This window comes from Microbulbifer marinus, assembly GCF_900107725.1.
GTDB lineage: Bacteria > Pseudomonadota > Gammaproteobacteria > Pseudomonadales > Cellvibrionaceae > Microbulbifer > Microbulbifer marinus.
Genome location: NZ_FNQO01000001.1, coordinates 408,141 through 435,127, shown reverse-complemented (window position 1 = coordinate 435,127; position 26,987 = coordinate 408,141). Strand labels below are relative to the sequence as shown.

The window sequence follows — 26,987 nt, the reverse complement described above, 5'->3', positions numbered from 1 at the left end:
CAGACAAATACCCTGCTGGAAAGCGAGACAAGCGCTTCAAATGCTGCCAAATAGACAATTACCGGCCAGTTCTAGCCAACCATATAGCGAGCGTTTATATGGCGAAAAGTCAGGCTGATTCTGCCCCCCAGTTTGCGTGCGCTTTTGGCGACACCATGCAGCCAATAGCGCTGCACTGCTCCCGACGTCAACAGCAGAGATCCATCGGGCAGATCCAGTGACAGGCGCCCGGTGCCATCGCGCCGTTTAAAACCCAACCGTCGCTGCTGGCCAAGGCTGACAGTGGCCACTACCGGCCACTCTCCCAGCTCCTTTTCATTGTCCGCATGCCAACCCATGCTGTCCTTGCCATCGCGGTAATGGTTGACCAGCACCGAGTTAAATCGGAAGCCGGCGTCATTCAATTTTGACCGAATTATATCCAGCGGTTCTACCCACGACTGCGGCCGCTGCTCCAAGCCAGACCAGCGGTAGATCACATCCGGATCGCCGACAAAAGCATGGCGACGCGGGATCGGATGGGATTTGCCGAACAGCCGCACCAGTGGCTGTTCCCATTGCAAAAGCCGCAGGCATGCTTCGTACATAGCGGCGGATTCTGCCGGCGACAGCCAGCCGCGGATCAGCAATGCCTTACCTGGGGACAGATCGGGCCACTCACTGTCGAGGCTCGATCTTGCGAGTGCTGCAGCACAGGAAGTGAAACTCTGCTCGTCCAAAGGGAAAATCGCGTTGTGTTTGAAGATTTCCGCTCTATGAAGCCACCGCGCGACCCAGGGAACAGCGATGCCGGCAGCGCGGCACTTCCGTCGGTTATGGGTAATAGCGCGGTTCCGGTTCCAGGTCGACGCCGAACTTGCTGCGAATATCCGCCGCGATCTCTGCCGCCAGGCCGGTAACCTCGGCACCGCTGCCGCGACCGGGGTTGACCAGCACCAGGGCCTGGCGGTCGTGTACACCGACCGCATGGCGCCGCGCGCCGCGCCAGCCGGCCCGGTCTATCAGCCAGCCCGCCGCCAGCTTCCACTGATCGCCCGCGGCGAAGGCCACCAGGTCGGGGTGGGCCTCCTTCAGGCTGCGGTAAAGAGCCGCATCCACCAGGGGGTTCTTGAAGAAACTGCCGGCATTCGGAATGTCGTCAGGTGACGGCAGCTTGCTGTTGCGGATATCGATCACCGCCCGCGCCACTTCCGCGGGGCGCAAACCCGCAGTGCCCTGCCCGCGCTCCGTAAAATATTCTCGCAGCGCCGGATAATCCAAGCGTGCCCGCCAGTCCGTCGGCAGCTGCAGGCTGACCCGGGTAATGATGTACTGATCGCGCGCGGTACCCTTGAAGACACTGTCCCGGTACCCGAACTGACAATCAGCATTGGAAAAAACGTGCAGTTCACCGGTCGGAATATGCAGCGCCTGCAGTTCGGTGAAAGTGTCCCGCAGCTCCACTCCGTAGGCACCGATATTCTGGATTGGCGCTGCGCCAATCTTACCGGGGATCAGCGCCAGATTTTCCAGGCCACCCAGCCCTTGCTCCACCGTCTGCATCACCAGCTGGTGCCAGTTTTCCCCCGCAGCCGCGCTCACGCTGGTACCGAGGGCATTTTTTGCCAGCGATAAACCGCGGAGTTCGATCAGAATGACCAAACCGGGAAAGTCACCAGTCAGTACTATGTTGCTACCGCCACCGAGAGGAAGTATCGGAAGCTTTTTCTCACGGGCGTACGCCAGTGCTTCACGCAATTCCTCAACATTCTCGACCCTGGCAAAGTGCGCTGCGCGCGCGGCAATGGCCAGGGTGTTCAGCGGCTGTAGATCTACATCGGTCTCAATCATCAGGGAACGGCTCTAGCCCAACAACTTCCGCATACGTTCTAGGTCCTGCTCAGTGTCTACTCCGCCGGGCACATCTTCGCAGGCGTCCGCCACGTGAATATTTTCGTCGTGGTACAGGAAGCGCAGCTGCTCGAGTGCCTCAAAGTGCTCGATAGGCGCCACCGGCCAGGAGACAAAACGGTTCAGCAACGCCACCCGGTAAGCATAGATTCCGATGTGCCGGCGCGGTTGCAGCCCGGCCGGTAACTCCGCGGTATCGACCGCGAAGGCGTCTCGTGGCCAGGGAACCGGGGCGCGGGAAAAATAGCGCGCCAGACCGGATTCCGCCGCGACCACCTTGACGATATTCGGATTGCGAAAATCGTCAAGGCTGTGGATCGGCTCTGCCAGGGTCGCGACACCGGCACTGGTGTTCGCCGCCAGGTTGGCTGCCACCTGGTCGATGACCTTCGGAGGTATCAGCGGCTCGTCGCCCTGGACATTCACCAGTATCCGGTCGCCGGCAAGCCCAAGATTGGAGGCAACCTCCTGTAGGCGATCAGTTCCCGAGGCGTGATCGGCGGACGTCATGCATACCTCACCGCCGAAAGCGCGCACCGCTTCGGCCACCCGCATATCGTCGGTGGCGACGATCACCCGCTCCGCACCGCTTTCCAGTGCACGCTGGTATACGTGCTGCACCATCGGCTTGCCCCCGATATCTGCCAGCGGTTTGCCGGGCAGGCGGCTCGAGGCAAAGCGGGCCGGAATGATCACATCGAAAGAAAGGCTGTTACTCATGGTCGGAAAACTGTTGTAGATGCTGGTGAATTTTCTGGTAGAAGACATCCGGCAGACTGGCTCGCACTTCCAGTGCCCACCAGTGGGCCTGCCAGAAATCACGGCACTTGACCGCGTCTTTCATCGTCATGATTACCGGTGTTTCACCGTCAAACTGGAGCTCCTGCTCAGTGAACTGGTGATGATCGGCGAAAGCCTGCGCGGTCACCCGAAAACCCAACTGCCGCAATTCACGGAAAAAGCGCTCCGGATTGCCGATCGCCGCAACGCCATGGCAGAGACCGGGCTCCGGTCCCGAGGCCAAGCTCTGCGTGGAGGTCTTGTCCAGGTTGAACTGGTGCCAGCTGGCCGGCTCCAGCTTCATCGGGAATTCCAGCAAGTCGCCACACTGCTGCTTCACCCGTTCTTCGGGCTCGCCGTTGACCACCACCAGATCCACACTGCGCAGTCGCTCCGCAGGCTCTCGCAATGGCCCGCGCGGTAACAGGTGGCCGTTGCCGAGTCCGCGGTGGCCGTCGACCACACAGATCTCCATGCTGCGCCACAGCTTATAGTGCTGCAGGCCGTCGTCCGACAGAATCACATCGCACTGGTGGTAATCTACCAGGGCCCGTGCCGCTTCATCGCGGTTCGGCGATACCATGACCGGCAGACCGGTAACCAGGTGCAGCATCAACGGCTCATCACCGGACTCAAGCGGATGCGATTGCGCGGTGACCTGGTACGGATACTGCCTGGCCCTGCCACCGTAGCCGCGACTGACGATACCCGGGTTGCGGCCCCGTTCGCGAAGCCAGCGCGCCAGCTCCGCGACCAACGGTGTCTTGCCCGCACCGCCCACGGTGATATTACCGATCACAATGACCGGTACCGGCAGCGGCTCCGGCGGACTCTTTAGGTTTGTGTCGCGGCGACTTTTACTGACGAATCCGTACAGGGACTCCAGCGGAGCCAACAGCGGCAGCGTGCTGCCCTGCCCCTTATCCGGATACCAGCGCTTGTTGAACCAGTCTTCCAGTGACATTGTGTGAAGCCTTATCCGGCGGTTTGCTGTTGTAACAGGGTCGCGTAGCGACCGCCCTGAGCGAGCAGCTCAGCGTGATTACCACTCTCGACAATCCGCCCCTGCTCCATCACCAGGATGCGATCCGCATTTTCAATGGTACTCAGCCGGTGGGCGATAACAAAAGTCGTGCGGTTTTTCATCACCTCAGCCAGCGCCATTTGAATGGCGCGCTCCGATTCATTGTCCAGCGCCGAAGTCGCCTCATCGAGAATCAATATCGGCGCATCCTTCAGCAGCGCGCGGGCGATAGCCAGACGCTGGCGCTGGCCGCCGGACAGCATCTGCGCATTGTCGCCCAATACTGTCTGCAATCCCTGGGGCAGCTCATCGACAAACTCACTGGCATGGGCCAATTCGACTGCGCGCCGAACCTGCTCCGCATTAACATTCTGCAGTTCGCCATAGGCGATATTGCGATAGACGGTATCGTTAAACAGTACGATGTTTTGCGACACCATGCTTATCTGGTGCCGCAGATCAGTCAGAGGTACCGAATTGATATCCACACCATCGATCAGGATACGCCCACTGCTGGGCTCATAAAAACGCGCCAGCAGACTCACCAGCGTGCTCTTACCCGATCCTGAGGCACCGACCAGAGCCACCGTCTGCCCCGGTTCCACCGCAAAGCTGATATCGGTCAGTACCGCCGGCACCGATGCGTCGTAGCTAAAACCCAACTTCTCAAAGGTGACGGCACCGCGTACAGGCTCCGGCAACCGAGCCGTACCGCCCTGCGGCTCTTTCGGTGCATCGATGACTTCGAAGATACTTTCCGCTGCCGCGATGCCTTTCTGGATATCCGCGAACACTTCCGACAAGCTGCGCACGGGCTTGGCCAGAGAAGCGGCGGCACCGATATAGGCCGCAAATACGCCGGCGGTCATCGACTCCACCATGCCCGGCGCCAGCGCCAGCCAGACAATGGTGGCGGTGGAAAGGCCGACCAGAATCTGAATCACAGAAACGCTAGCGTTATCTGCCACCACCAGCTTCATAAACTGCTGGCGATTATTGTCGCTGGCCGATGCAAAACGCTGGTTTTCATAAGTCTGGCCACCGTACATACGCACGACGTGATAGCCGTTGATCGCCTCCTGGGTCACATGGGTCACATCGCCCATGGTGTTCTGGATGCGGTGGCTCAGCTTGCGGAAACGCTTGCCGACGCTGCGGACAATAAAGGCGATAAACGGTGCGAACAGGAAAAAGGTCAGTGTCAGTTTCCAGTTCACCATCAGCAGGTAAATCAACAGCCCAATGGTCGTGAACGACTCGCGCAGCAGTACCTTGACCGCCTTGGTGATGGAGTTCGTCACCTGCTCGACGTTGTAGGAAACCTTGGAAATCAGAAAGGCACCGGTATAGCGATCGAAATAGGCACTGGGCAGCTGGCCGATTTTCTCAAACAGCTGGGTGCGCAACCGGTGGATCACCGAGCGCGCAACATAGGCGAGGCCATAGCTGCCGATAAAGTTGCCGCAGGCGCGCAACACGATAATCATCAACATGCCCAGCGGTATCAGCCAGCGCGCCGTCTCCTGCGGCATGACACCGCCGGGGAAATGGGCAGCTACAATCTTGGCAAGAAAGCCACGGCTCTCCTGAATGCCGGCACCGACCGCGTCGAGTAGTAACTCGGTGACTGCAATCAGGCTGACACCCATGGTGGAAAACAGCAGGAATCCCACCACCGCAAGGGCGAAGATCGGCCAGTGAGGCAGTGCGTAGGAAAGCAGACGGCGGTAGGTTTCCGCCCCGCGTTTCGGTTTGCTCGGGGGCGTTTTGGCTCTATCCATACAAACTTTTGACTGGGCCCCTCGCTGGCGCGGCACTCACTGAGGCGTGAGCGGAAATCGACGAACCGATAGCGGCCGACAGAAGCGCCATGGGGCGGTCTTCCGTCGGCACCAGTCCGCTGCGGACATTAAAGGCGCGAAGCGCAGCGCGAGGAGCTAGTTTTCTTCCGGCTGCCGCGTGGTAATACTGAGGTTGACAAACCCCAGCTGTCCGGCGGCATCCATGGCCCGCACCACAGCCTGGTGCTGGGCGGTGGCGTCGGCGGTTATCACGAGGGGGCGATTGTACTCGCCCGCGGAAACTTCCGACAGCGCCGATTTCAGGGTAGTCAGTTTTTTGTTGATCAGGGGGCGACCATCCACCGAATAAGAGCCATCCGCGTTGATCAGCACTTCCACGGCACTGGGCGGATTCTCAGCCTTGGGCCCCGCGGCCTCGGGCAGGTTCAGCTTCAGGTGGCTCTCCTTGGTAAATGTGGTCGACACCATAAAGAAGATCAGTAGCAGGAATACTACGTCGATCAGCGGCGTGAGATTGACCCCATCCTGCTCTTTGGCCTGGCGGCGAAATTGCATATATCGCTACCTCGCTCAGGCCGCTTCGATACGGCGGTCGCTGTGCAGTGCATCCACCAGTTTCACCGCCTCCTGCTCCATGGTGACGACAATCGTGTCCACCCGGCGTTGGAAGTAACGGTGAGCCATCAGAGCGGGAATGGCCACCGTCAGACCCGCCGCAGTGGTTATCAGCGCCTGGCTGATACCGCCCGCCAGCACACCCGCATTGCCTGTGCCTTCCAGCATAATGGCGGTGAACACCTGGATCATCCCCAGTACCGTCCCCAGCAGGCCGATCAACGGCGCGACCGCCGCGATAGTCCCCAGGGCGCCAAGGAAACGCTCCAGTTCGTGGACCACCTGACTGGCGGTCTCTTCAATACTGTCCTTCATCACCTCGCGGCCGTGGCGGGAGTTGGACAGGCCGGAGGCAAAGATGCGTCCCAGGGGACTGGAATCACGCAGCTCTTTCAGTTTCCGGGCGTCAATCTGGTTATTTTTTAACCAACTCCAGACTTCCCCCAACAGGGTACGCGGAGCGAGACGGCGCGGGTTCAGCGTCCAGAGGCGCTCGACACAGATGGCGATAACGGCGACGGAACAAAGCAGAATTGGCAGCATCAACCAGCCGCCGGATTTTATTATTTCTAACACTCTTCTGGTTCCCAGACTGCGGAAAATCGGCTTGTGACTCTACCACAGCTGGCGACGCCAGCTAAGACCAACAGAGGCGTCTTTTTCACCAGTGTGAAGCAGATTACAAATTGCCGGCTTGCGCCGCGGCTGCGTAAGGCGGCGGCCATGGCACCAAATAAAAAAGCCGCCGCACGGTTGTGCGGCGGCTTTCAACATCCTCCCCTAAAGACCTGGGGAGCGACTAGGCCTCCAGGCCTTAGCGGCCGGGACGCTCAGCGCGCTCCGGCTTTGCCGGGCGCTCCGGCTTCTCGGCGCGCTCTGGCTTGACCGGTCGTTCCGGGCGCTCCAGCTTGGCTACACGCTCGGCCTTCTCGACCTTTTGCGCCTTTTCGGCACGCATGTCTTTACCAGCCGCTCTTTCAGCCTTGGCGGTTTCGACTTTCTCCGGGCGGTTGGAGCGGATACTGCTGATGACCTCACCCAGGTTGAAGCCTTTCGCTTTGGCGATACTGCCCCAGCCCATACCCTCTACCTGGCGCATGTAGAGGATTTCGTTCAGTGATTCCTCTGCCGTCATGCCGGTCTCACCCTCCAGCGCCTCGGCAGCGGAGGACATAGCCAGCTGCTCTGCGAGCGCCAGCGTGATGAAGACATTGCCGTAGCCCATGCCGGCGGTGGCTTCGCCGCCCTCGCCTTCGACTTCGGTATCTTGACCAGATTCAACGACATCCTCGGCGGCGTCACCCTCGCCATCGGCAGTTTCCTCCGGCGGCTGGTATTGGATAGTGCCATCGCGGAGACCAGCTACCGTGGCTTCGGCATCTTCACCGAGGAAGTCGCTGAAGAAGCCGGCGATGTTGCCGGAGGAAACGTCTTCTACCGACTCGACCACGGCGGTATCCGACGCGTCGTTATCCGGAAGCTCGTCGGCCCAGGCCAGCGTGCCGGCCAGCACACCGGCGAGCATTGCCGGCAGCAGACTCTTTTTAAAAGGAATATTCATCGCTATTGTCTCCTGTGAAGTTTACCGCGACTTAATTATTGCCAGGCCGATAGCTGACCTGAAAACCAAAACCCTGGTCCGGGCTGCCATCGGCGAGCCCCAGGTAGGCGTATACCATGCCACTCCACTGGGCATTCAGCTTGTGGTTGAAATAGCCGAAGAGCTCGGTGGAAGGATCACTGGTGTCGGTCGTCGCCTGCTGATAATCCAGCGAAGCGCCGACGCTGCTCTGCTCGTTGAGACGATAGCCGCTGCCAACAGAGGTGTACCAGACATCCTTGATTTCCGTTTCCGGCAGGTCGCCCTTGAACTTGCGTGCCACGGTGGCGAAGGGTGTGAAATCGCCGGCCACAGTGAACACTTCGGCCTGCAGGGTGTAATCCGGTTCGCCGGTACCCAGGCCCTTGTCTTCGTCTGCCGTCGGAATCTTGTACTTGCCGGTCAGGTCAAAAAACCAGCGATCGGCCACCGGCTGCAGGCTGTAGGTGCCCGACAGCCACAGATCACCTATGCCGGATTCCTGAAACGTCGCCGTTTCGGTGCCGCCGTTGCCGCCAAGGCCGTTACCGCCACCGTTTCCCCGCCCAACAATAACGCCGCCATCACCGCCGGGGACAACGCCACCGGGCCCCTCGATCTGGGTCCACGGCAGCGAAGCCTTGAAAGTCCAGCTGGCTGAGGGAGAATAGCTCACGGTGAAAGGGCTGCTGACGATATCGGTATCGGCACTGTCACCGTAATCGCCACTGCTGATATCCGTCCCCAGAGTGTATTTCCACTCCGATGCGCTCGACATCGGACTGGCGACCACCCCCGCTACTGTCAGCATCACGCTGCAAAGCACTTTTTTATTCATGCAGAAAATACCTAGTACTTCTTGTATTTCGATTTCTCCGAGACCTTAGCACAGGTCTCTCCCCACATTGCGACAGGCTTCGCAATCGATGGTTCCGGTAACTGACAATATTTGCGAAGTTTGAACGGTTACTCAGTACCGATTTGGCGTACTGCAAATTCAAACCGACCAATAGCGATCAAAATTTAACCAGCCCTGTGTCGCGATACCAAAATGGCCCCGAGGCGCGCGCCTCCTCAACAGAGAGACTGCCCCTGCCCTGCCAGACCAGCGTAATAGCGCCGCTGGTCGCGGTGTTCCAGAGCTTCGCGTCAGCGCTCTGGTAGCGTTGGACCACCTGCGGGTGCGGATGGCCGAAGTGATGGCGAAAACCGGCACTGAAGACCACGCTGGCCGGCTGCGCCCAGCGGATAAAGTCAGCCGAAGATGAAGTGCGGGAGCCGTGATGCGGCGCGATCAGCAGATCCACCGGTGCGAAGTTTGGATAGCGCTGCCGGAGCTGCCGCTCCACACTGCGGGAAATATCCCCGGCCAACAGCACTCTGACGCCACGCCACTGCACCAGCGCCACGCAACTGTGGTCGTTTTCCTCCCCGGATAAATCCTGGTCCTGCGGCCAAAGCCACTGCAGCTGGAGGTCACCGAGATCTTCCTGTGCGCCGGCCCGGCAACTGGAAACGCTTTGTTGCGGACCACTGCGGAGTCTGTCGGCCAGCCGCCCCGGCGCGTAGACTCGCGCCGGCGGTACCATTTCCGCCAGGCCGTTAAAACCGCCGGCATGGTCCCTGTCGCCATGGCTGACCACCAACGTATCCAGCCCCGGCATTCCTTCGCCAAGCAGATACGGCGCGACTATCTGGCTGCCGGCGCTCCAACCGCTTCCGGACATGGGACCGGTGTCGTAGACCAGCCTCTGTTGCGGTGTCCGCAATACCACGGCCAGCCCCTGGCCGACGTCAAGCACCGTGACACGCAGGTGTGGCTCTGTTTCGGTTGCCGCAGGCAACATTGGCAGCAATGGCGGCAACAGGAACAGCCAGCCCAATCGCCGCCCGGGTAAACCCGCCGGCAGCAAAAGCAGCAGAACGCCCGCGCCGGCCAGCGCCAGGCCCACCCAGCCGAATGGCGCCCCCAGCACCTGCCAGGCGGGCAGTATTTCCCGACCTAGCTCCAGGAAGCGGATCAACAGATCCAGCTGCCAGGCGGCAAACCCGATACACCAGCTCCCAACTGTAGTGGCAACCAGCAATGCGCCGAGTAGCAGCGGCGGCAACACCAGGATCCCCAGCCACGGAATCGCCACCAGGTTCAGGAGCATACCCGCCGGGCTGAAACCGGAGAAATACAGCAGCGAAGGCAGCAACAGTGCCAGGGCCACGAGCCACTGACTGCGGAGCAATCCCGCCCCGCTGTTGCGCAGGCGTTGCGTGAGATCTGCGCGTCCCTCGTCACTCGGCAGTCCAAGGCGCTGGCGACCGCTGAAGCCCAGTAACAGCGCCCCAACGGCGCCGAATGACAACCAGAAGCCCGCCGCGAAAAAAGCCAGTGGCTGCAACGACAGCACCAGCGCCAGCGACAGGCTGAAAGCGAAACCCGGTTGAACGCGGTGCCGCCACTGCCAAGCGAACAACACCACCCAGGTCATCACCAGCGCCCGCCGGGCGGACAGCGGCGCGCCGGCCAGCAGCGTGTAAGCCAGGGTCGCGACCAGGGCGATGACAACCCCCAGCAACCTGGGAGTAACACCGCGGTAAAGGCCGATCACCCGCCCACAGAAGCCTCCCAACAACAGAAACAGCCCCGCAACCAGCCCCACATGCAGGCCGGAGATGGCCAGCAGGTGCGCCGTACCCGTCTGCCGCAGCAGGCGACGCTCTTCATCGGTCAAGCCGCCCCGATCCCCGAGCAACAGCGCGGACAACAGCGCTCCCCGGCGCGGTGCCAGCTCCAGCAGCCGATCGCGCAGCCAGTGGCGTAATTTAACCAGGCCCGGTTTATCGCCCAGCCATTGCGGCTGCCGATCCTGCGGCCGTACGTAGCCGGTGGCATAAACGCCCCGCTGCAATAGCCAGCCCTCATAGTCAAAACCATGGGGGTTCACGCTGCCCCGCGGGTGTTTCAGCCGCACCGGCAGCATCCAGCGGCTGCCGCCTCGTAACCGCCTGCGTACCTCGTCGTCGACCCGGTACCAGGTCAGATCCAAAAGCTGCCCGGCCGGGATCTGCTCGGCGTCAACCGCCGCGACGGTTCTGATGACCCGCGCGCTGAAGTGCACGCTGGCAGTGTTGAGAGAGTGGCCGAAGCCGGACTGATGGCGGCGGAGGTCGGGCAGCGAGTCCACCTGCACTTCGAGTACAAAGTCGGCGCCGTGGTCGTTTAGCGACAGGCGTTCGGACAGCGCCTGCTGGTTGTGCCAGAGGCTCCAGCCGGCCCCGGCCAGCGACGCGAACAGTAGCGGCAGCAGCTGCACTCGCCCTGGCAGTATCAGGATGCCGCCGAGCAGCGCCGCTGCGAGCAGGGCCAGCGACGTAAGTGTCGGCAGACTTGGCAGACTGCCGGTGGCGACAATGGCCAGAGAATATGCCCACATCAACGCCGTCAGAGATATGCGTCCTGTCCGAGTTCCAGCCGTGGATCCCATAGCCCCCGCCCCACTTCCTGTGTTCAGGGCAACGTTTTGCCAGATTTATCAGCAGGCTGCAAAGCGGAAGGACCGCCAGCCGCGAACCTAAAACTGTCTCTCCAGAATGAAATGGCACCAGGCGGTCATAAAAATTTAAGAAAAACGCCATCTTTAACACGTTTGTCATATTCGGATCGCAGAATCCGCACCAACTCGAGAGACGGCCAGTATTCGCAACAACAAAAGCCGCCTCTCAGCCCAAAAACCATAAACTGTGCGAGACGACCATGAACAAGACCGCTATCTCCCTGGCCATCACTGCGATGATTCCGGCACTGGCTAACGCCCAAGACGAGTCACAGGTAATCGACTTCTACGGCAAGGCCAACGTCGCTTTCCAGTCCGCCGACGAAGGCGATGGTGCGAACACCGATATCAAGAGCAACGCTTCCCGCCTCGGCGTTAAGGGTGAGCTGCCGTTCGACAACGGCCTCAAGGGTATCTACAAGATGGAATATCAGGTGGATATCGACGGCGAAGCCGAAGATACCTTTGAGCAGCGCAATATCTACGCCGGCCTGGAAGGCGGTTTTGGTCAGGTGATTGGCGGTAAGTTCGATACCCCGCTGAAAGTCGCCCAGAAGAAAGTCGACCTGTTTAACGATCTGGAAGGCGATATCAAGAGCATCATCACCAAGAGCGACAACCGCGAATCCAACAACCTGCAGTACACGACTCCGTCTTTCGGTGGCTTCCAGGTATCCGCGGCGTACATCAGCCACAAGGACGAAGAGATCCTCGACGTTGACGGCAACCTGATCGACACCCGCGACAACGGTACCTCTGTATCACTGGCGTACGACAATAACGGTTTCTACCTGGCTTACGCCTACGATCAGGACGTAGAGGCCAATGACTGGAACGTGAACCGCGTGGTAGCCCAGTACAACATCGGCCCGGTACAGGTCGGCGGCCTGTATGAAGAGCAGGAAAAAGCCGACGGCAGCACCCAGGATGGCTGGCTGACTTCCGTTGCCTACAAGATCAACCAGTGGACCCTGAAGGGCCAGTACGGCGAGTCCGATATCGTCAAGACCGACGGTGAGACCTACAGCCTGGGCCTGGACTACAAACTGTCCAGCGCCGCCAAGGTATTCGGTTTCTACACCGACGAAACTGCCGCGGATGACTATGACCGCAGCTACTTCGGTATCGGCACCGAGTACAAGTTCTGATCGAACGCGATCCCGCTTGAAGGAAAGCCCCGGCGTAACAGCCGGGGCTTTTTTGTTGTAGACAGATCAATCGCGGCCGCCGGCCACTGCTAGGTTGCAATGTCGTCGTTCCGGCGCAGGCCGGAAACCAGAAGCCACGAAACTGGATGCCGGCCTGCGCCGGCATGACGAGATCACCATTGTAGGAGCCGCCGTTGGCCGCGATCGCAATCAGATAACAAACAGATTCATAAACTCATTCACCGGCGCCTGCTCAAGCCGCTCCCGATCGCTGCACAGCGAGAAGATTTCTTCACAGCGCGATTCGGGAAAACGCGTGGCGAGATTGCGCTTAAACTTTTCCTCCAGTAACGGGATGCCCTCTTTCCGACGCCGGCGATGGCCAATCGGGTATTCGACCTCAACTTTATTCGTAGCACTGCCATCTTTAAAAAAAACCTGCACGGCATTGGCAATCGAGCGCTTGTCCGGATCCAGGTACTCACCTGAATAACGCTTGTCCTCGACCACTTCCATCTTCTCGCGCAGCCTGTCGATTTCCGGGTGCGCCGCGTGAAAACCATCCTCGTAGTGCTCCGCCACCAGGTCGCCAAACAGTAGCGGCACTGCCGTCATGTACTGCAGGCAGTGGTCGCGATCGGCGGCATTCGCCAGCGGCCCCTGTTTGGAAATGATCCGGATCGCGGATTCGTGCGTGGTGATCTCGACCTTGTCGATATCGTCGACACGGTCCTTTACCTGTGGATGCAGGGTGACGGCGGCCTCGCACGCGGTCTGGCAGTGAAACTCCGCCGGAAATGAAATCTTGAACAGCACATTTTCCATCACGTAACTGCCGTAGTCGGCTGAGCTACCGCCCGGGAATTTAAACTGCCGGTCTTCCTCGGCTTTCACTTTCTGATCGGCGTTGGTCTTGCTGAAGGATACATCGTAAAACCCCCACTGCGGCGCGGTCAGCACGCCGGGTATCCCCATCTCACCGCGCATCGCGATATCCGCCAGCCGCACGCCCCGTGAGGTCGCATCGCCGGCGGCCCAGGATTTGCGCGAGCCGGCGTTGGGCGCGTGGCGGTAAGTGCGCAGCGCGCTACCATCCACCCAGGCCTGCGACAGCGCGGCCATGACCTGCTCGCGGCTGCCGCCTTTCAGCATGGTGGCCACCGCAGTGGAGGCCACCCGCACCAGCAGCACATGATCCAGTCCCACCCGGTTGAAACTGTTCTCCAGCGCCAGCACACCCTGGATTTCGTGCGCCCGTATCATGGCATCCAGCACGTCCCTCATAGTGAACGGCTCTTTTCCGACGTACAGATACTTCTGTGACAGGTAGTCGGTCACTGCGAGGATGGCGCCCAGGTTGTCAGACGGATGCCCCCACTCCGCCGCCAGCCAGGTATCGTTGTAATCCAGCCAGCGCACGATACAACCGATATCCCAGGCAGCCTTGACCGGATCCAGGCGCAACTGGGTTCCCGGCACCCGCGCGCCGTTCGGTACTACAGTTCCCTCGACGACCGGCCCGAGGAGCTTGGTGCATTCGGGAAAGCGCAGCGCCAGCAGGCCACAGCCAAGTGTGTCCATCAGGCAGTAGCGCGCGGTCTCCCATGCCTCGTCGGAGTCGATCTGGTAGTTCAGGACGTAGTCAGCAATATCCTGGATGACTCGGTCGTAGTCCGGGCGGATGTTCAGGTCGACATTGGCGCTCATACGCCTACCCCTTTGACATTTGACGAACACAATACAAAGCGCCTGGCCACTGTGGTCGGCGCCATGCCATACAGCGATTATCCAGCGCGACCGGAAAGAGCCTACTGCTGTAACGACAAGCGGGTTTGAATACTGTGAGCATAGATAAATGCGAGAGGTCGCGGTCGCTTCCGCCTGAGAGGAAGCGCGCCAATGCACTGCGAGGAAACATCGATATCTGTGCCCGATTCTAACCTTCGCTCGCTGCCCCGATCTGTTCCGGTTTATTTTTTCGAACACGAAAATCGCAGGTGGGAATATTGTTGGCGACTGGATGGTTTCCTGCGACCGCGGAATCGACAACCGAAGTGCGGAGACTGATGACAATCCGGCATCGACAAGATCGATCGTTCACGCCAACCATTGACAACCGCTGACGATGGAAATCCGCGCCGTGAATCACCACCTGCCGAAAGGCGCGTCACGTACAGTTCGGTCATTACTAAAATGTCATGCATTCACCCCCGCCTGCTTTATTTTTGATCTAAAACTCTGCGGAAGTTAAAAACCACGAGGCGGTTCTCCAGCTCTTGTGTAAATAATAAATTTATCCCTATTACGATCGACACAGGACATGAACATCCCGGGGCGGGGAGTTACCGGGCCGTCGAAGAGACGGCTATTTAAGTGCGATGAGATATCGGAGATTCTCTTGCTCACTCTGTGCATTTCAATGACACAGTGAGTACGTGATCGCACATAGAGCTAAGGAGTAGCCATGAAAGCTGTCATTCTTGCCGGCGGCCTGGGAACCAGGCTCAGCGAGGAAACCACCGTAAAACCCAAGCCGATGGTCGAAATCGGCGGTATGCCAATCCTCTGGCATATCATGAAAATTTATTCCCAACATGGAATCGATGATTTCATTATCTGCTGTGGCTACAAGGGTCACATCATCAAGGAGTTTTTTGCCAACTATCTCGTGAAGACTGCCAGCATTACCGTGGATATGGTGAATAACACGCTGGAAGTACACAACCGACCATCGGAAACCTGGCGGGTCACTCTGGCCGATACCGGGGAGAGCACCCTCACTGGCGGTCGGCTGAAAAGGGTACGTGATTTTATCGGTGACGAGACATTCTGCTTCACCTATGGCGATGGCGTCAGCGATGTGAACATTTCCGAGCTGGTGTCATTCCATCGGCAAGAGGGACTCATGGCAACCCTCACCGCGGTTCAGCCGCCGGGCCGGTTTGGTGCCATAGCCCTGGGCGAGTGCGAGACCAGGATCAATTCTTTCCACGAGAAGCCGAACGGCGACGGGGCCTGGATCAATGGCGGCTACTTTGTCCTCGAACCGACAGTGTTTGACCTGATTGAGGACGACCACACTACCTGGGAGGCCGAACCGCTGCAGACACTTGCTCGCGAAAGGCAGCTCAACGCCTATAAACACCGTGGTTTCTGGCATCCTATGGATACACTGCGAGACAAGCATTACCTGGAAAGCCTGGTTAATTCCGGCGAGGCTCCCTGGGTCAAGTGGTGAACAATTAGCACACCGCACTCACCGGGGAGCAGCGCAAGCGCGGCGCGAGCTACCCCCTCCATGCAGGGACTGACAGCTTTCGTCTGAATATGGATTTTGATGCGATCATTCTGGGGGCCGGCGTCATCGGTCTCGCCACGGCACGGCAGCTTGCCCTAACCGGGCGTTCGGTATTGGTGCTCGAGCAACACGCTCGACCGGGAACCGAGACCAGCGCCCGCAACAGCGAGGTAATTCACGCCGGCATCTATTACCCAGCGAACAGCCTGAAGGCAAAACTGTGTGTCACGGGGCGCAAGCTGCTCTACCAGTACTGTGACGCACACAGGGTAAGTTATAGGAAAACCGGCAAGCTGATTGTCGCCACCGCGCCGGAACAGCGCCCGGCTCTGGCCCGCCTCCTTGCACAAGGACAGGCAAACGGCGTTACTGACCTGCAGATCCTGAACCGGCAAAGCCTGTCTGAAATGGAACCGGATCTGGCAGCCATCGAAGCCGTTTACTCACCCTCCACCGGCATTATCGACAGTCATGGCCTGATGCTGGCGCTGCAGGGAGACCTGGAAGCACACGGCGGCCTGGTCTGCTGCAACAGCCCGGTGACGGAGCTCACACAGCTTGATGATGGCGGCTTCCGGGTAGAAGTGGGCGGCGCGGAGCCGACCGCAGTCAGCAGCCGTGTACTCGTGAATTGCGCCGGTCACAGCGCACAGTACCTGAGCAGGATTTTGCAGGGGCCCGGCGCGGCGGGAATCCCCCCCGCTTACCTTTCCAAGGGCTGCTACTTCACGGTTTCCCGCCGGCTGCCTTTCAGCCACCTGATCTATCCCCTGCCCTCGGACGGGGGCCTCGGCATTCACCTCACTCTCGACCTGGCTGGGAACGCCCGTTTTGGCCCCGATACTGAGTGGGTTACCAGCCTCGACTACCGCGTGGACCCGACCCGATGCGAGTCTTTTTACCGGGCAATCCGCACCTACTACCCGGACCTGCGCGACGGTGAGCTGGTACCTGACTACGCGGGGATCCGACCGAAGGTCACAGGACCAGGGGAAGCTTCCGGCGATTTTATCATCGTGGATCAACGCACCCACGGGATTCCGGACTACATTGCTCTTTACGGGATCGAGTCCCCCGGACTGACATCATGCCTGGCCATTGCCGAGGAAGTCTGCGCCCGGCTTCGCTGTCACGACAGAGAAAATTCACGACCTAACTCGCACATAACAAAGCAACAGGCGGACTATGAAAATTCTGATCACCGGTAACCTTGGATATATCGGCCCCACCCTGACTCGCCACCTACGCAAAGTAAAACCCGACGCCACCCTGGTCGGCCTGGACCAGGGCTTCTTTGCCCACTGCCTCAGCGGCCCACAGAAATTGCCCGAGACCCGGCTCGACCAGCAGTGGTTTGCTGACGTGCGGCGGATACAGCCGCACCATCTTCAGGGCTTTGACGCCGTCGTTCACCTGGCCGCAATCAGCAATGACCCGATGGGGCACACCTTCGAAAGAGTCACGCATGAGATCAATTGCAGGTCGAGTATCGAGATTGCCCGGATGGCCAAGGAAGCGGGTGTCCGGCACTACGTGTTTGCCTCCAGCTGCAGCGTCTACGGCGCCGCTGACGGGGCGCCGCGACAGGAGGAAGATCCGCTCAATCCTTTAACGGCCTATGCGAAGTCCAAGATCGGCACCGAGGAAGGTATCCGGGGGTTGGCTGACGCGGAGTTTGTCATTACCTGCCTGCGCTTTGCGACTGCCTGTGGCTTTAGCGACCGCACGCGCCTCGACCTGGTACTGAATGACTTTGTCGCGGGTGCCGTTGCCTGCGGCGAAATCAATATCCTGAGTGACGGTTCTCCCTGGCGACCATTGATTCACATCGAGGATATGGCGCGCGCGATCGAATGGGCGATCGACCGCCCTGCCGCCAATGGCGGTGACTTCCTGGCTATCAATGCCGGCAGCGACCAATGGAACTACCAGGTCAAAGACCTGGCTGAAGCCGTCGCCAAAGTCGTGCCCGGGACCCGCATAACCATCAACAGCGATGCGGCACCGGATAAGCGCTCCTACCGGGTGGACTTCAACCGCTTTCGCGAACTGGCACCGCACCACCAGCCACAGGTGTCGCTGGCGGAGGCAGTCGAAGGCCTGAAAGATGGACTGGAACAGATCGGTTTCAGCGACAGGGATTTCCGCAACTCAGATTTTATCCGCCTGAAAGTCCTCAACGAGCACATGGCCCAAAAGCGTGTCGACGTCGACTTGAACTGGCTGAACTGACAGGAAGCAAAGATGCATTTTACCGAAACGGCGCTACAGGGCGCGTTTGTCATCGACATAGACCCGATCGTTGACGATCGCGGCTTTTTCTCCCGGGTGTTCTGTGCCGATGAGTTCGGCGAGCTGGGTCTAGAGCGCGACGTATTGCAAGCCAACCTGTCGTGGAACCCTAGCCGCGGCACACTGCGTGGCATGCACTACCAAGTTGAACCCTACCGGGAAACCAAATTCGTCCGCTGTATTCGGGGCGCGCTCTACGACGTCATCATCGACCTGCGCCCGGATTCGGCCACGTATCGGCAGTCGTTCGGCATCGAACTGACCGCGGACAATCGCCGGGCGCTGTTCGTGCCCCGGGGTTTCGCCCACGGCTTCATCACCCTCAGCAACAATACCGAGGCATTTTATATGGTGAGCCAACGCTACCGGCCCGGCTCGGAGCGCGGTATTCGCTGGAACGACCCCTTTTTCTCCATCCAGTGGCCCCTGGAACCGAGTGTGATTTCGGACAAGGACGCCGGCTGGCCGGAATACACGGAGCTGCCGCAATGCTGATTATTGACACGGCGCTGCAGCAGCGCGCGCAACGTGGACGGCCAATACGCCTGGGCATGATCGGCGCGGGCTTCATGGGGCGCGGGGTCGCCCTGAATATCGTCAAATCAACGCCCGGAATCGACCTGGTCGCCATTGCAAACAGGCATATCGACGGCGCGAAGCAAGCGTATCAGGAGGCCGGTGTCCGGGAATGCACTTATGCTGACACCCGTGCAGAAATTGAGTCTGCCATCGCCGCGGGTAAGCCGGCAATCACCGAAGACGGTCTGGCCCTGTGTCAGGCTGACAATGTAGACGTGATCCTCGAGGTTACCGGAGCCATCGAATACGGCGCGGCCATTGCGCAGGAAGCGATCCGCCACGGCAAGCACCTGCTGCTGATGAATGCAGAACTCGACAGCACTATTGGCCCCCTGCTGAAATCAGAAGCGGATCGGGCAGGCGTCGTCTACACCAATGTTGACGGAGACCAGCCCGGTGTCATTCTCAATCTTTACCGCTTTGTCCGCGGGTTGGGCATACGGCCCGTCCTGTGCGGGAATGTCAAGGGACTCCAGGATCCTTACCGCAACCCGACCACTCAACGTTCATTCGCCGAGAAGTGGGGACAGAAACCCCACATGGTGACGTCATTTGCCGACGGGACCAAGATTTCCTTTGAGCAGGCTATTGTCGCCAATGCAACCGGGATGCGGGTGGCGCAGCGCGGCATGCTGGGCCCGTCACTCCCACCGGGTACGCCGCTGGAAAAGACCACAGAGATCTATCCGCTCGAATACCTGCAGGACGGCCCCGGTATTGTCGACTATGTCGTCGGGCCGACACCGAACGGAGGCGTGTTTGTGCTCGGCATGCACGACGACCCTCGCCAACAGCACTACCTGAACCTATACAAAGTCGGCCCCGGGCCGCTGTACTGCTTCTACAACCCCTACCACCTGTGCCATTTCGAAGTGGCCAATACCGTAGCGCGGGCTGCCCTGTTCCAGGACGCCGCGGTGGCGCCGCTGGCAGGACCGGTGGTTGATGTAGTCGCGACCGCCAAGGTCGACCTGAAAGCCGGGCAGAGACTTGACGGCATTGGCTGGTACATGACCTATGGGCAGGCGGAAAACGCAGACCGTGTCTTTGCCGACAAGCTCCTGCCCATGGGGCTGGCTGAAGACTGCGTGCTCAAGCGTGACATCCCCAAGGACACGGTCCTTACCTACGACGACGTAATTCTGCCTCCGGGCAGGCTGGTAGACAGACTCAGGTCCCGGCAGGACTCAATGTATTTCGAGCATGCACAGGCGACGCAGGAGGCCGATAACAGCAGAGTCATAAACTAGCCCGGACCGATCACTTTTACCGCTTCCCGCAACCATTACTGGCCGCCGGCCAGGTAGGGAGAACAGATGCCCCCGGAACAGAAATTGGTAGTCCTGTCGGAATATCCGCTCCAGCAGAATCACGTCGGTTTCTCGCTACTCTATGACCTCCATGAATTGATTCTTAGCTGGAATGTCCCCATCCTCGATGTTGCATACCGGTTTCCGGCGCAGGATATCCGCAAGCTGCACTATCGCTTCCGCAACCCCTATCGCGTTACCGGCGTTTCATCCAAAACCTTGCCAGGCAACCAGCTGCTGGTCATTTGCAGCACCCCGCATTTCCTATTAACCCTGGCAAGTCTCGGCCGTGACCTCCAACGCTTTTCGCGTATTGCGGTCTATTTTACCGATAGCTTTGACTCCATGACTCTGGACGGCTTTGGACCACGCATATTGCAGTCCGTCGACCTGGTATTCACGGGCATCGAAGAAATAGCCGCGGAACTGCGGAGCTGCCATGGTTTCGAGCGAGCCTACTTCCTGCCATTTGGAATCGACGCCCTGTTACACGCGCGGATTCCAAACAAAAACGGCATAGACATTTTCGGCTACGGTCGCATCAACCGGGAATACCACAGGGCACTGCAAACCGCATTCGGCACCCCCGGCAGCCCCTACACCTATGTGCACTCTACTTTTGAGACACCCACGATCCAGAGCATGCGGGAACATCGACAGTTGCAGTGGAAACTTATGTCGTCGAGCAGCGTTAACCTCTGTTTCGAACCCAGCGACAACCCGCGATTCCTCAATCGCTCACCGGTGCTCTACCGGTGGTTTGAGGCCTGGGCGGCGGGCAACGTGGTTGTGGGCACCAGGCCTAGATGCGCTTCGGCGCCCAACCTGATGGATTGGCAAGACAGTATGGTATCCGTACCTGCCGATCCGGCCGACGGACCGGACGCAATCGTCCGTTTGCTTCGCGACCGAGAGCGTCTGCACGCAATCCAGCGACGAAACCAGATCCACGCCCTGCACCGGCACGACTGGCGCTATCGGTTTGCCAGGATTCTGAAAACGATGGGGCTTCCCTTCCCAGAGCCGCTGCAGATCCAGCTCGATACTCTGCAAACGCTCTGCGAAGTCGACAAGCCGCCGTCCACAGCTCCGGTTTCGGCATTCTGACATCGCAGGAATGGACGCCCTTATCGAAACACAAGCCCCCTAACGGAGACAGCACTCGCGGACCTGAGAATTACAATGACCAAATATAGAAGTGATATCGATGGACTGCGCGCCCTTGCCGTCATTCCCGTGATACTTTTCCATGCCGACCTGTCAGCGTTCAGTGGCGGATTCGTTGGGGTCGATGTATTTTTTGTCGTATCCGGCTACCTGATCACTTCGATTCTGCTCGCCGAGCACAAAGCAGGAACCTTCAGTAGTATCCGCTTCTACAACCGCCGCGTGCGGCGGCTGCTCCCCGCACTGTTTGGCGTTTTGGTGGCCTCTACGATCGCGGCCTATTTTCTGCTGCTGCCGGCGGAACTGAAATCATTCGCCAAGAGTCTCGGCGCCACTTTCGCTTTCAGTTCAAATTTTGTTTTCTGGATGGAAAGCGGCTACTTCGACGTGGCGGCGGAAACCAAGCCACTCCTGCACACCTGGTCACTCGCTGTGGAGGAGCAGTTTTACCTGCTCTACCCGCTGCTGTTCCTGTTCTTCCCGAAAATGTCCACGGTAAAACTGCGCAATATCCTGCTCTTCCTGATCCTGTTGTCTTTCTTATTCAGCGTGTATCAGACAAGGAATTCAGCCTCTGCCGCCTATTACCTGCTCGGCAGCCGTGCATGGGAACTGCTGGCAGGGGCAGTCCTGGCGTGCGGGTTCCGGCTGCGGCTGTCACACGGACCGGTTAACGATCTACTGGGCATGGCGGGGCTCGCCGCGATCATCGGCGCCGCGATTTATTATGATGATTCAACTCGATTTCCCGGCGTCGCAGCACTTTTGCCGGTACTCGGCAGTATGCTGGTGATCAATGCCGGTCTCAATGGCCCCAGCATCGCAACCCGCATGCTTTCGCACAGAAGCCTGGTAACACTAGGTAAAGCGTCTTACTCCCTTTACCTCTGGCACTGGCCGCTAATCGTATTCACAGGCATGTACATGGGGCGGTCACTCGGCAGCGGCGAAACTGCACTCATGCTGACCGTGACCCTGGCCATTGCGTTGCTTTCACAAAGGTATATAGAGCAGCCATTCCTGCGCAAAAAAAGCGCTGTACCCGCTTCCGGCAGAGTGCAGGGCCGCCCAAGCGCAGGCTTCTTGCCCAGCCTCGGCTCGGCAAAGCCAATTTTGACCGCAGCGACTGTCAGCACTGTGGGCGTTACGCTGGCGCTGGCACTGTTCCTCAGTGATGGGCTTGCCGGCCGGCTGCCAAAACAGGCTCAAGCCATAAACCACACTATCGAACAGTACCGCTCCATTCGGAACCTCTGTTTTCAACGCGGGAAGGAAGCACTCGAACTTTCACTCGACAAATGCAGGATCCACAAAGGGCAAGGAGAATCCACCCACGAAAACGGGATATTGCTGTGGGGCGACTCACACGCACGCGCACTGACCCCGGCATTCAGTTCACTGCTGGCGGCGTCAGGGAGCGACCGGGACATGTATTTCTTTGGTGCAGTCGACTGCCCACCCCTGCTCGGCGTGGCCAAGAATGCCACACCAGAACGACCCCGAGCGGAAAACGCCTGCCGTCGCTTCAACAGCTCGGTACTGATGTTCATACGCGAACACCCGGAGATACAGCATGTCATATTGAATGCGAGGTGGGTCGTAAACTATGAGGGCAGGCGCCTGCCCACGGACTACCTGCCCGACGACCTCGTGTACCTGTTCGATGAAGAAACAGAGAACATAGACGTTGCCAACAATCCAGCCGTGTTTTCCCGTGGGCTGCAACGCACGCTTGCCGCACTCAAGTCGATGGACCGCGAGGTGACGGTAATCATATCGCCGCCCGAATTCCCCCTACTCGTCGCGCCCACGGCCATGCGGCTGGCAATGACTGACCGAGCGATAGATATTTCCATGCCCTACCTGGACGCAGTCGCCCGCGCCAATGACACGATAAAAACCATCACCGAAGTCGCGGAGAATAACGGCGCCGTACTTTTCAATAGCTATCAGGTTCTGTGCGACGAGACCATTTGCCGGGGAGTGATCAACCAGTTGCCGGTTCTGTACGACGACAATCACGTGACGTCTTTCGGTGCCGACCTCTTGATCGAGGCGCTCTGGGCTGCGCTGAAGGAAAGGGAGGCCACCGGCGACCGCCGTACGATGTAAGCCCTATACACCTGCTAAACCGTGGGGCGGAACCAGCGCCGCGACATTGTCTGTTCGTGATACTGGGGCTTCGGGGTACATTTCGGTGGTGGTTTTGTCGGGGGCGTTGGTGATGCCCGGGCAAATATCGAGCTGCTTGAGCGCGAACTCGGTGACGCCCCCAGATCACCGGTGAGCCGATGATCTCGCCGTTGTCATCGGCCGGGTGGAAGGCGCCCGGAATCCCGCTTGGCATCAACGGCGTGCCATCGCCGGCCGTCAGCGCGTTGATCGACCCCGTTAATTCTTTACAGCCAAGTCTACGGGAACAGTTTTGCGGCCGCCTGAGTGACAGGCTTAGATCCGCGGCAACCACATACCCATGGTCGCGGCGAAAATACCAATGGCCATAAAGACGGTCAGTGGCACCAGAGTACTTACAAAGGCGAGCTTTGCACGATGCCCGGCTTCACGCTTTTGGCAATGGAAGTACCACTCCAGCATGGCCAGAGGGAGCAAGTACTGGCCGACACCCAGGGCGTACACGAAGGGGCCGGTGAAGGACTCCCAGTCGATGCCCCAGCCACCGGTCAGTGTCGCCCAGCCCATCAGCGCCACACGAAAGAACCATACCGCGCTGGCAACCATGAACAGGCGCAGTGCCCAGCGCCGGTGCTCGGCAATCCGGCCGGCCATGACGTTGCGCAGCGCCAGGAATGCAAACACGAGAATCAGTACCCCGTCGATGGAGATGGTGATCTGATTCACCAGGTTGCCAATGCTGTGACGGGTCCAGATCATGTACAGCCCGCCCACACTGCTAATGACGGCAGCCAGCAGATAGCTGCGGCCCAGCCAACGGTGGAAGCTTGGGGCGTGTCGGCGCACGGCGGGCACCAGCTGTAGGGGGCCGCCACCGATCACAATCGCGGCCAGCAGCACGTGCGCTACCGCTGCCAGGTTGCCCAGTGTATCGCCCTCGCGAAAGCCAGCCGGCAGGTGCTCGAGGCCCTGCAGGCCGTGCAGTCCCGACTGCGCAATGGGTGGGTAGAATACGGCAAGAATGTAGGCAAGGAATATCCCGTGGCCGATCGCCGCAATGCCAAACCAGGTGGTTACCGCCAGCCTGACGGCGCGGGATGTATCGAATGGGCGGAGCAGTGTTGGGCCAAGAACAGCGTCGTTCATCGTTTTTCTCCAGGTGTTTAGATGGCGGGATGCACGCGAATCACGGAACTCACACGACTCACGCGGTGTTGGCTCACCTTGTTTTTCGCGGCATGGTTCTCGCGGGCTTGGGCTGAATTTGCTTGGCGAGCATGGTCGGCGCTTTCAGACATCAGAACATCCGCCACAGGCAGGAATCTGGCCTCCCCCAAAAGGCGGAGACGGTGCTGCTGTCACCTCCCCCGGAAGTCTCATGACAGCTGGCCGCGCCTGGTTTAGCATGCGGAAATGAAATCGCCGTCCCCCACGACGCCGGCGTCGAATCCGCACAACGCCAGCACAGAATTACCCAAGCTCCCGGTATGGCAGCCATTCCGTGGCCCATTCGTGCGCTGGCCGCAGATGACCGACCTGCTCATCGCCACCCTCGCCTTTTTGCTGACGCTGCTGATGTGGTCGCGCCAAGACGCAAGCGATGTCCTGGCCCTGCAAAGCCTGTGGGACGTCGCCGCTTTTCAATGCGCCTTCGTCGGCTGCTTCGCCCTGTTGTGGCGTCGCACCCACCCCTGGCAGGTACACGCCGTTGTTCTCGGAGCCACGCTGATACTGGAGCTGGGTTTGCCGGCGGAAGGAATCGTTGCCCTGGCGTTTTCGCTCTACAGCCTCGGCCGCTATGAGGCCAACACCCGAGTCAGCTTGATCGCGGTCCTGGCGACGCTGGCGTTTGTGGTGCAAGACGAGAGGTTACTGGTTCAGCCCACGGCCGGAGGTACCGTGTCAGTGATGCTGGCGTGGGCACTGTGGTACAGCGGTCGCCGGCTGCGCTTTCGCGGTGAATACCTGCGTTTGCTGGAAGAGAGAGCCGAGTATCTGGAGCGCGAGCGCAATGCCGAGTCCGAGCGCGCTGTGGCGGCGGAGCGCACCCGCATCGCGCGTGAGATGCACGATGTGGTGGCGCATCAGGTGAGCCTGATGACGGTACAGGCCGGCGCCGCCAGAACCATCAGCCGCAATAACCCGGAGGCGGCCAGCGAAGCCATGACTGCGGTGGAGGCCGCCGGCCGCCACGCCCTGTCGGAGATGCGTCATTTGCTGGGCGTGCTGCGCCCGGCCAGTGACGAGACGACCCTCACACCGCAGCCGGGCCTGGGTGATCTCCCTGCCCTGATCGAAAAGGTCCGGCATGTCGTTGCCCGGGTCGACTATAAAGCCCACGGCGAGTACGACGGCGTGCCGGCCCGAGTCGCCCTTGCCGCCTACCGCATCATTCAGGAGTCATTGACCAACGTCATCAAACACGTTGGTGCCGAAGCCAGCGTGCGCGTGAGTGTGAGCGTTGCGCCTGATCATATTGCTATCTGTGTTCAGGATGACGGTGCCGGTGAGCAGCCTCTTGGTGAACAACGAAGCGATGAACAACAAAGCGGTGGCCATGGCATCGCGGGCATGCGCGAGCGGGCGGAACTACTCGGCGGCCACCTGCGCGCCGGTGTGATCGATGGCGGTGGCTTTGAGGTGACTGCACAACTGCCCACTACGGAAGGGGGAACCTGATGTTACGAGTCATGGTGGTGGATGATCAGGCGCTGGTGCGGCGCGGCTTTGCCCTGGTGCTGGATAACGAGCCCGACATTCAGGTGGTGGCCGAAGCCGGCACCGGCGTTGAGGCAATAGAGGCAGCACGCGAGCACCAGCCAGACATCATCCTTATGGACATACGCATGCCGGAGATGGACGGGCTGGAAGCCACAGCGCGCCTATTACAAACAGAGGAAAGAGCGGAGGCCGGCGACACAACCTGCCGGGTCATCATCCTCACCACCTTCGATCCCGACGAATACGTGTTTCGCGCCCTGCAGGCGGGAGCCAGTGGGTTTGTGCTTAAGGATATTCCACCCGAGGCGCTGGTGGAGGCGGTGCGCACAGTTGCGGATGGTGGTGCCATGCTCGCACCCGGTATCACCCAGCGCCTGATCAGCCAGTTCGCGCAAAAGTTGGGGGCGGGCCGCAACCTGGCCGAGCGTCTGGAGCGCCTGACCACGCGGGAGCGCGAAGTGCTGGCGGCGATTGCCGACGGCAAGAGCAATGCCGAAATTGCCGAGGCCCTGTTTATTGGCGCGGCCACCGTAAAAACCCACGTTTCCAGTGTGCTGTCCAAGCTGGGATTGCGCGATCGCGCCCAGGCCGTTGTTTTTGCCTACGAATGTGGCCTGGCCACCGCCGGAGGGCGCGATGTCGGCTTCTAGTTCATCACCGGGTTTGCAGCAGAATGCCCTGTATAAGGTTGCCGCGGCTGGCGCTGTACTCCTGAGCGTTCTGCTCACCCTGGGCGCCAACGGTCATTTTGTCGCTATCTGGGCGCAGGTGATGAGCGAGGATACTGCCCTGCCCCGTCGTCTGTTGCTTATGCTGCCCGGGGCCATGCTCGCCGGCACCGCCGCGTTGAATATCCTGCTCAGCAAGCCGCTATGGCAAGCGCGAGGCTATGCGCTCAGCATTACCCTGGCCGGCAACCTGCTCGCCACGCTCTATTTGATTTATCTGATGATACAAGGTGTGCCCGACCACCCCATCGGTGTCTTCCTTGCACTGGAAATGTCGTTTGTCATTCTGCTGGTGGTGATACGCGCGGGCCTGGTGTGGCCCGCCGCGGCTGAAACCCCGGCTGCTACCAATACGAAGTAGCGCCGAGAAAAT

At 59.7% G+C, this 26,987-nt stretch carries 23 protein-coding genes; 11 read left to right on the top strand and 12 right to left on the bottom strand.

Annotated elements, in window-relative coordinates:
• Nucleotides 1-71 precede the first annotated feature (71 nt).
• From BLW36_RS17580 to BLW36_RS01925, 10 genes are all read right to left on the bottom strand, one after another.
• Nucleotides 72-908 carry an alpha-ketoglutarate-dependent dioxygenase AlkB family protein gene (locus tag BLW36_RS17580; RefSeq protein WP_280140337.1) on the bottom strand — a complete coding sequence of 279 codons (837 nt, stop codon included), beginning with the start codon at nucleotides 906-908 and terminating at the stop codon, nucleotides 72-74.
• The gene (murB, locus tag BLW36_RS01965) at nucleotides 814-1,830 is read right to left on the bottom strand and encodes a UDP-N-acetylmuramate dehydrogenase (protein ID WP_091384607.1); all 1,017 of its coding nucleotides are present in this window, start codon (nucleotides 1,828-1,830) and stop codon (nucleotides 814-816) included. The genes BLW36_RS17580 and murB overlap by 95 nt, the downstream gene beginning before the upstream one ends.
• A gap of 12 nt (nucleotides 1,831-1,842) precedes the next feature.
• A complete protein-coding gene (gene kdsB / locus BLW36_RS01960; protein ID WP_091384605.1) occupies nucleotides 1,843-2,610 on the bottom strand; it encodes a 3-deoxy-manno-octulosonate cytidylyltransferase in 768 nt (255 codons plus the stop codon).
• The gene (gene lpxK, locus BLW36_RS01955; protein ID WP_091384603.1) at nucleotides 2,603-3,634 is read right to left on the bottom strand and encodes a tetraacyldisaccharide 4'-kinase; all 1,032 of its coding nucleotides are present in this window, start codon (nucleotides 3,632-3,634) and stop codon (nucleotides 2,603-2,605) included. Before lpxK ends, kdsB begins: the two co-directional genes overlap by 8 nt.
• Before the next feature lie 11 nt (nucleotides 3,635-3,645).
• The gene (msbA, locus tag BLW36_RS01950) at nucleotides 3,646-5,475 is read right to left on the bottom strand and encodes a lipid A export permease/ATP-binding protein MsbA (RefSeq protein WP_091384601.1); all 1,830 of its coding nucleotides are present in this window, start codon (nucleotides 5,473-5,475) and stop codon (nucleotides 3,646-3,648) included.
• A 156-nt stretch (nucleotides 5,476-5,631) separates the two neighbouring features.
• Nucleotides 5,632-6,051 carry an ExbD/TolR family protein gene (locus BLW36_RS01945; protein ID WP_091384599.1) on the bottom strand — a complete coding sequence of 140 codons (420 nt, stop codon included), beginning with the start codon at nucleotides 6,049-6,051 and terminating at the stop codon, nucleotides 5,632-5,634.
• Nucleotides 6,052-6,066: 15 nt separating this feature from the next.
• A complete protein-coding gene (locus BLW36_RS01940) occupies nucleotides 6,067-6,687 on the bottom strand; it encodes a MotA/TolQ/ExbB proton channel family protein (RefSeq protein ID WP_091384597.1) in 621 nt (206 codons plus the stop codon).
• A gap of 238 nt (nucleotides 6,688-6,925) precedes the next feature.
• On the bottom strand, nucleotides 6,926-7,672 hold the full coding sequence (locus BLW36_RS01935; protein ID WP_091384595.1) for a hypothetical protein: 747 nt from the start codon (nucleotides 7,670-7,672) through the stop codon (nucleotides 6,926-6,928).
• 31 nt (nucleotides 7,673-7,703) lie between these two features.
• Entirely contained in the window at nucleotides 7,704-8,528 is an 825-nt protein-coding gene (locus BLW36_RS17310; protein ID WP_091384593.1) for a hypothetical protein, read from the bottom strand.
• Nucleotides 8,529-8,706: 178 nt separating this feature from the next.
• Complete coding sequence (locus BLW36_RS01925; protein WP_170833087.1) at nucleotides 8,707-11,118, bottom strand: DNA internalization-related competence protein ComEC/Rec2; 2,412 nt, start codon at nucleotides 11,116-11,118, stop codon at nucleotides 8,707-8,709.
• A 320-nt stretch (nucleotides 11,119-11,438) separates the two neighbouring features.
• On the opposite strand from BLW36_RS01925, the gene BLW36_RS01920 reads away from it, so the two are divergent.
• The gene (locus BLW36_RS01920; protein ID WP_091384589.1) at nucleotides 11,439-12,386 is read left to right on the top strand and encodes a porin; all 948 of its coding nucleotides are present in this window, start codon (nucleotides 11,439-11,441) and stop codon (nucleotides 12,384-12,386) included.
• A gap of 210 nt (nucleotides 12,387-12,596) precedes the next feature.
• On the opposite strand, the gene prpD is transcribed toward BLW36_RS01920, so the two are convergent.
• Nucleotides 12,597-14,093 (bottom strand): 2-methylcitrate dehydratase, encoded by a 1,497-nt coding sequence (prpD, locus tag BLW36_RS01915; protein ID WP_091384587.1) that lies wholly within the window; start codon nucleotides 14,091-14,093, stop codon nucleotides 12,597-12,599.
• 757 nt (nucleotides 14,094-14,850) lie between these two features.
• On the opposite strand from prpD, the gene rfbF reads away from it, so the two are divergent.
• From rfbF to BLW36_RS01880, 7 genes are all read left to right on the top strand, one after another.
• Nucleotides 14,851-15,624: a glucose-1-phosphate cytidylyltransferase gene (gene rfbF / locus BLW36_RS01910; protein ID WP_091384585.1), complete on the top strand. Its 774-nt coding sequence runs from the start codon at nucleotides 14,851-14,853 to the stop codon at nucleotides 15,622-15,624.
• A gap of 89 nt (nucleotides 15,625-15,713) precedes the next feature.
• On the top strand, nucleotides 15,714-16,892 hold the full coding sequence (locus BLW36_RS01905; RefSeq protein ID WP_091384583.1) for an NAD(P)/FAD-dependent oxidoreductase: 1,179 nt from the start codon (nucleotides 15,714-15,716) through the stop codon (nucleotides 16,890-16,892).
• Nucleotides 16,870-17,916: an NAD-dependent epimerase/dehydratase family protein gene (locus BLW36_RS01900; protein WP_091384581.1), complete on the top strand. Its 1,047-nt coding sequence runs from the start codon at nucleotides 16,870-16,872 to the stop codon at nucleotides 17,914-17,916. Before BLW36_RS01905 ends, BLW36_RS01900 begins: the two co-directional genes overlap by 23 nt.
• A gap of 12 nt (nucleotides 17,917-17,928) precedes the next feature.
• Nucleotides 17,929-18,471, top strand: coding sequence for a dTDP-4-dehydrorhamnose 3,5-epimerase (rfbC, locus tag BLW36_RS01895; RefSeq protein WP_091384579.1), 543 nt, complete (start codon nucleotides 17,929-17,931; stop codon nucleotides 18,469-18,471).
• Nucleotides 18,465-19,805: an NAD(P)H-dependent oxidoreductase gene (locus BLW36_RS01890; protein ID WP_091384577.1), complete on the top strand. Its 1,341-nt coding sequence runs from the start codon at nucleotides 18,465-18,467 to the stop codon at nucleotides 19,803-19,805. The genes rfbC and BLW36_RS01890 overlap by 7 nt, the downstream gene beginning before the upstream one ends.
• 66 nt (nucleotides 19,806-19,871) lie before the next feature.
• Complete coding sequence (locus BLW36_RS01885) at nucleotides 19,872-20,972, top strand: glycosyltransferase (protein ID WP_091384576.1); 1,101 nt, start codon at nucleotides 19,872-19,874, stop codon at nucleotides 20,970-20,972.
• 75 nt (nucleotides 20,973-21,047) lie between these two features.
• Nucleotides 21,048-23,144, top strand: coding sequence for an acyltransferase family protein (locus tag BLW36_RS01880; RefSeq protein ID WP_091384574.1), 2,097 nt, complete (start codon nucleotides 21,048-21,050; stop codon nucleotides 23,142-23,144).
• A gap of 336 nt (nucleotides 23,145-23,480) precedes the next feature.
• Here BLW36_RS01880 and BLW36_RS01875 read toward each other — a convergent pair whose 3' ends face one another.
• The gene (locus BLW36_RS01875; protein WP_091384571.1) at nucleotides 23,481-24,311 is read right to left on the bottom strand and encodes a DUF2306 domain-containing protein; all 831 of its coding nucleotides are present in this window, start codon (nucleotides 24,309-24,311) and stop codon (nucleotides 23,481-23,483) included.
• 267 nt (nucleotides 24,312-24,578) lie between these two features.
• Here BLW36_RS01875 and BLW36_RS01870 point away from each other — a divergent pair, with 267 nt between their 5' ends.
• From BLW36_RS01870 to BLW36_RS01860, 3 genes are read left to right on the top strand one after another with little or no spacing between them, the layout of a single operon-like run.
• Nucleotides 24,579-25,844, top strand: a complete 1,266-nt coding sequence (locus tag BLW36_RS01870; RefSeq protein WP_091384569.1) for a sensor histidine kinase — start codon at nucleotides 24,579-24,581, stop codon at nucleotides 25,842-25,844.
• Nucleotides 25,844-26,536 (top strand): response regulator, encoded by a 693-nt coding sequence (locus BLW36_RS01865; protein WP_170833086.1) that lies wholly within the window; start codon nucleotides 25,844-25,846, stop codon nucleotides 26,534-26,536. The genes BLW36_RS01870 and BLW36_RS01865 overlap by 1 nt, the downstream gene beginning before the upstream one ends.
• Nucleotides 26,523-26,975: a hypothetical protein gene (locus BLW36_RS01860; protein ID WP_139304792.1), complete on the top strand. Its 453-nt coding sequence runs from the start codon at nucleotides 26,523-26,525 to the stop codon at nucleotides 26,973-26,975. Before BLW36_RS01865 ends, BLW36_RS01860 begins: the two co-directional genes overlap by 14 nt.
• Nucleotides 26,976-26,987: the final 12 nt, after the last annotated feature.

Excerpts from the sequence above, each read along its gene's own strand:
- kdsB (WP_091384605.1), bottom strand. The coding sequence starts at position 2,610 with ATGAGTAACAGCCTTTCTTTCGATGTGATCATTCCGGCCCGCTTTGCC.
- BLW36_RS01900 (WP_091384581.1), top strand. The coding sequence starts at position 16,870 with ATGAAAATTCTGATCACCGGTAACCTTGGATATATCGGCCCCACCCTG.
- rfbF (WP_091384585.1), top strand. The coding sequence starts at position 14,851 with ATGAAAGCTGTCATTCTTGCCGGCGGCCTGGGAACCAGGCTCAGCGAG.
- BLW36_RS01920 (WP_091384589.1), top strand. The coding sequence starts at position 11,439 with ATGAACAAGACCGCTATCTCCCTGGCCATCACTGCGATGATTCCGGCA.
- BLW36_RS01885 (WP_091384576.1), top strand. The coding sequence starts at position 19,872 with ATGCCCCCGGAACAGAAATTGGTAGTCCTGTCGGAATATCCGCTCCAG.
- BLW36_RS01880 (WP_091384574.1), top strand. The coding sequence starts at position 21,048 with ATGACCAAATATAGAAGTGATATCGATGGACTGCGCGCCCTTGCCGTC.
- BLW36_RS01890 (WP_091384577.1), top strand. The coding sequence starts at position 18,465 with ATGCTGATTATTGACACGGCGCTGCAGCAGCGCGCGCAACGTGGACGG.
- msbA (WP_091384601.1), bottom strand. The coding sequence starts at position 5,475 with ATGGATAGAGCCAAAACGCCCCCGAGCAAACCGAAACGCGGGGCGGAA.
- prpD (WP_091384587.1), bottom strand. The coding sequence starts at position 14,093 with ATGAGCGCCAATGTCGACCTGAACATCCGCCCGGACTACGACCGAGTC.
- BLW36_RS01875 (WP_091384571.1), bottom strand. The coding sequence starts at position 24,311 with ATGAACGACGCTGTTCTTGGCCCAACACTGCTCCGCCCATTCGATACA.
- BLW36_RS01860 (WP_139304792.1), top strand. The coding sequence starts at position 26,523 with ATGTCGGCTTCTAGTTCATCACCGGGTTTGCAGCAGAATGCCCTGTAT.
- rfbC (WP_091384579.1), top strand. The coding sequence starts at position 17,929 with ATGCATTTTACCGAAACGGCGCTACAGGGCGCGTTTGTCATCGACATA.
- BLW36_RS01870 (WP_091384569.1), top strand. The coding sequence starts at position 24,579 with ATGAAATCGCCGTCCCCCACGACGCCGGCGTCGAATCCGCACAACGCC.
- BLW36_RS01865 (WP_170833086.1), top strand. The coding sequence starts at position 25,844 with ATGTTACGAGTCATGGTGGTGGATGATCAGGCGCTGGTGCGGCGCGGC.
- murB (WP_091384607.1), bottom strand. The coding sequence starts at position 1,830 with ATGATTGAGACCGATGTAGATCTACAGCCGCTGAACACCCTGGCCATT.
- BLW36_RS01935 (WP_091384595.1), bottom strand. The coding sequence starts at position 7,672 with ATGAATATTCCTTTTAAAAAGAGTCTGCTGCCGGCAATGCTCGCCGGT.
- BLW36_RS01945 (WP_091384599.1), bottom strand. The coding sequence starts at position 6,051 with ATGCAATTTCGCCGCCAGGCCAAAGAGCAGGATGGGGTCAATCTCACG.
- BLW36_RS17310 (WP_091384593.1), bottom strand. The coding sequence starts at position 8,528 with ATGAATAAAAAAGTGCTTTGCAGCGTGATGCTGACAGTAGCGGGGGTG.
- BLW36_RS01925 (WP_170833087.1), bottom strand. The coding sequence starts at position 11,118 with ATGTGGGCATATTCTCTGGCCATTGTCGCCACCGGCAGTCTGCCAAGT.
- lpxK (WP_091384603.1), bottom strand. The coding sequence starts at position 3,634 with ATGTCACTGGAAGACTGGTTCAACAAGCGCTGGTATCCGGATAAGGGG.
- BLW36_RS01905 (WP_091384583.1), top strand. The coding sequence starts at position 15,714 with ATGGATTTTGATGCGATCATTCTGGGGGCCGGCGTCATCGGTCTCGCC.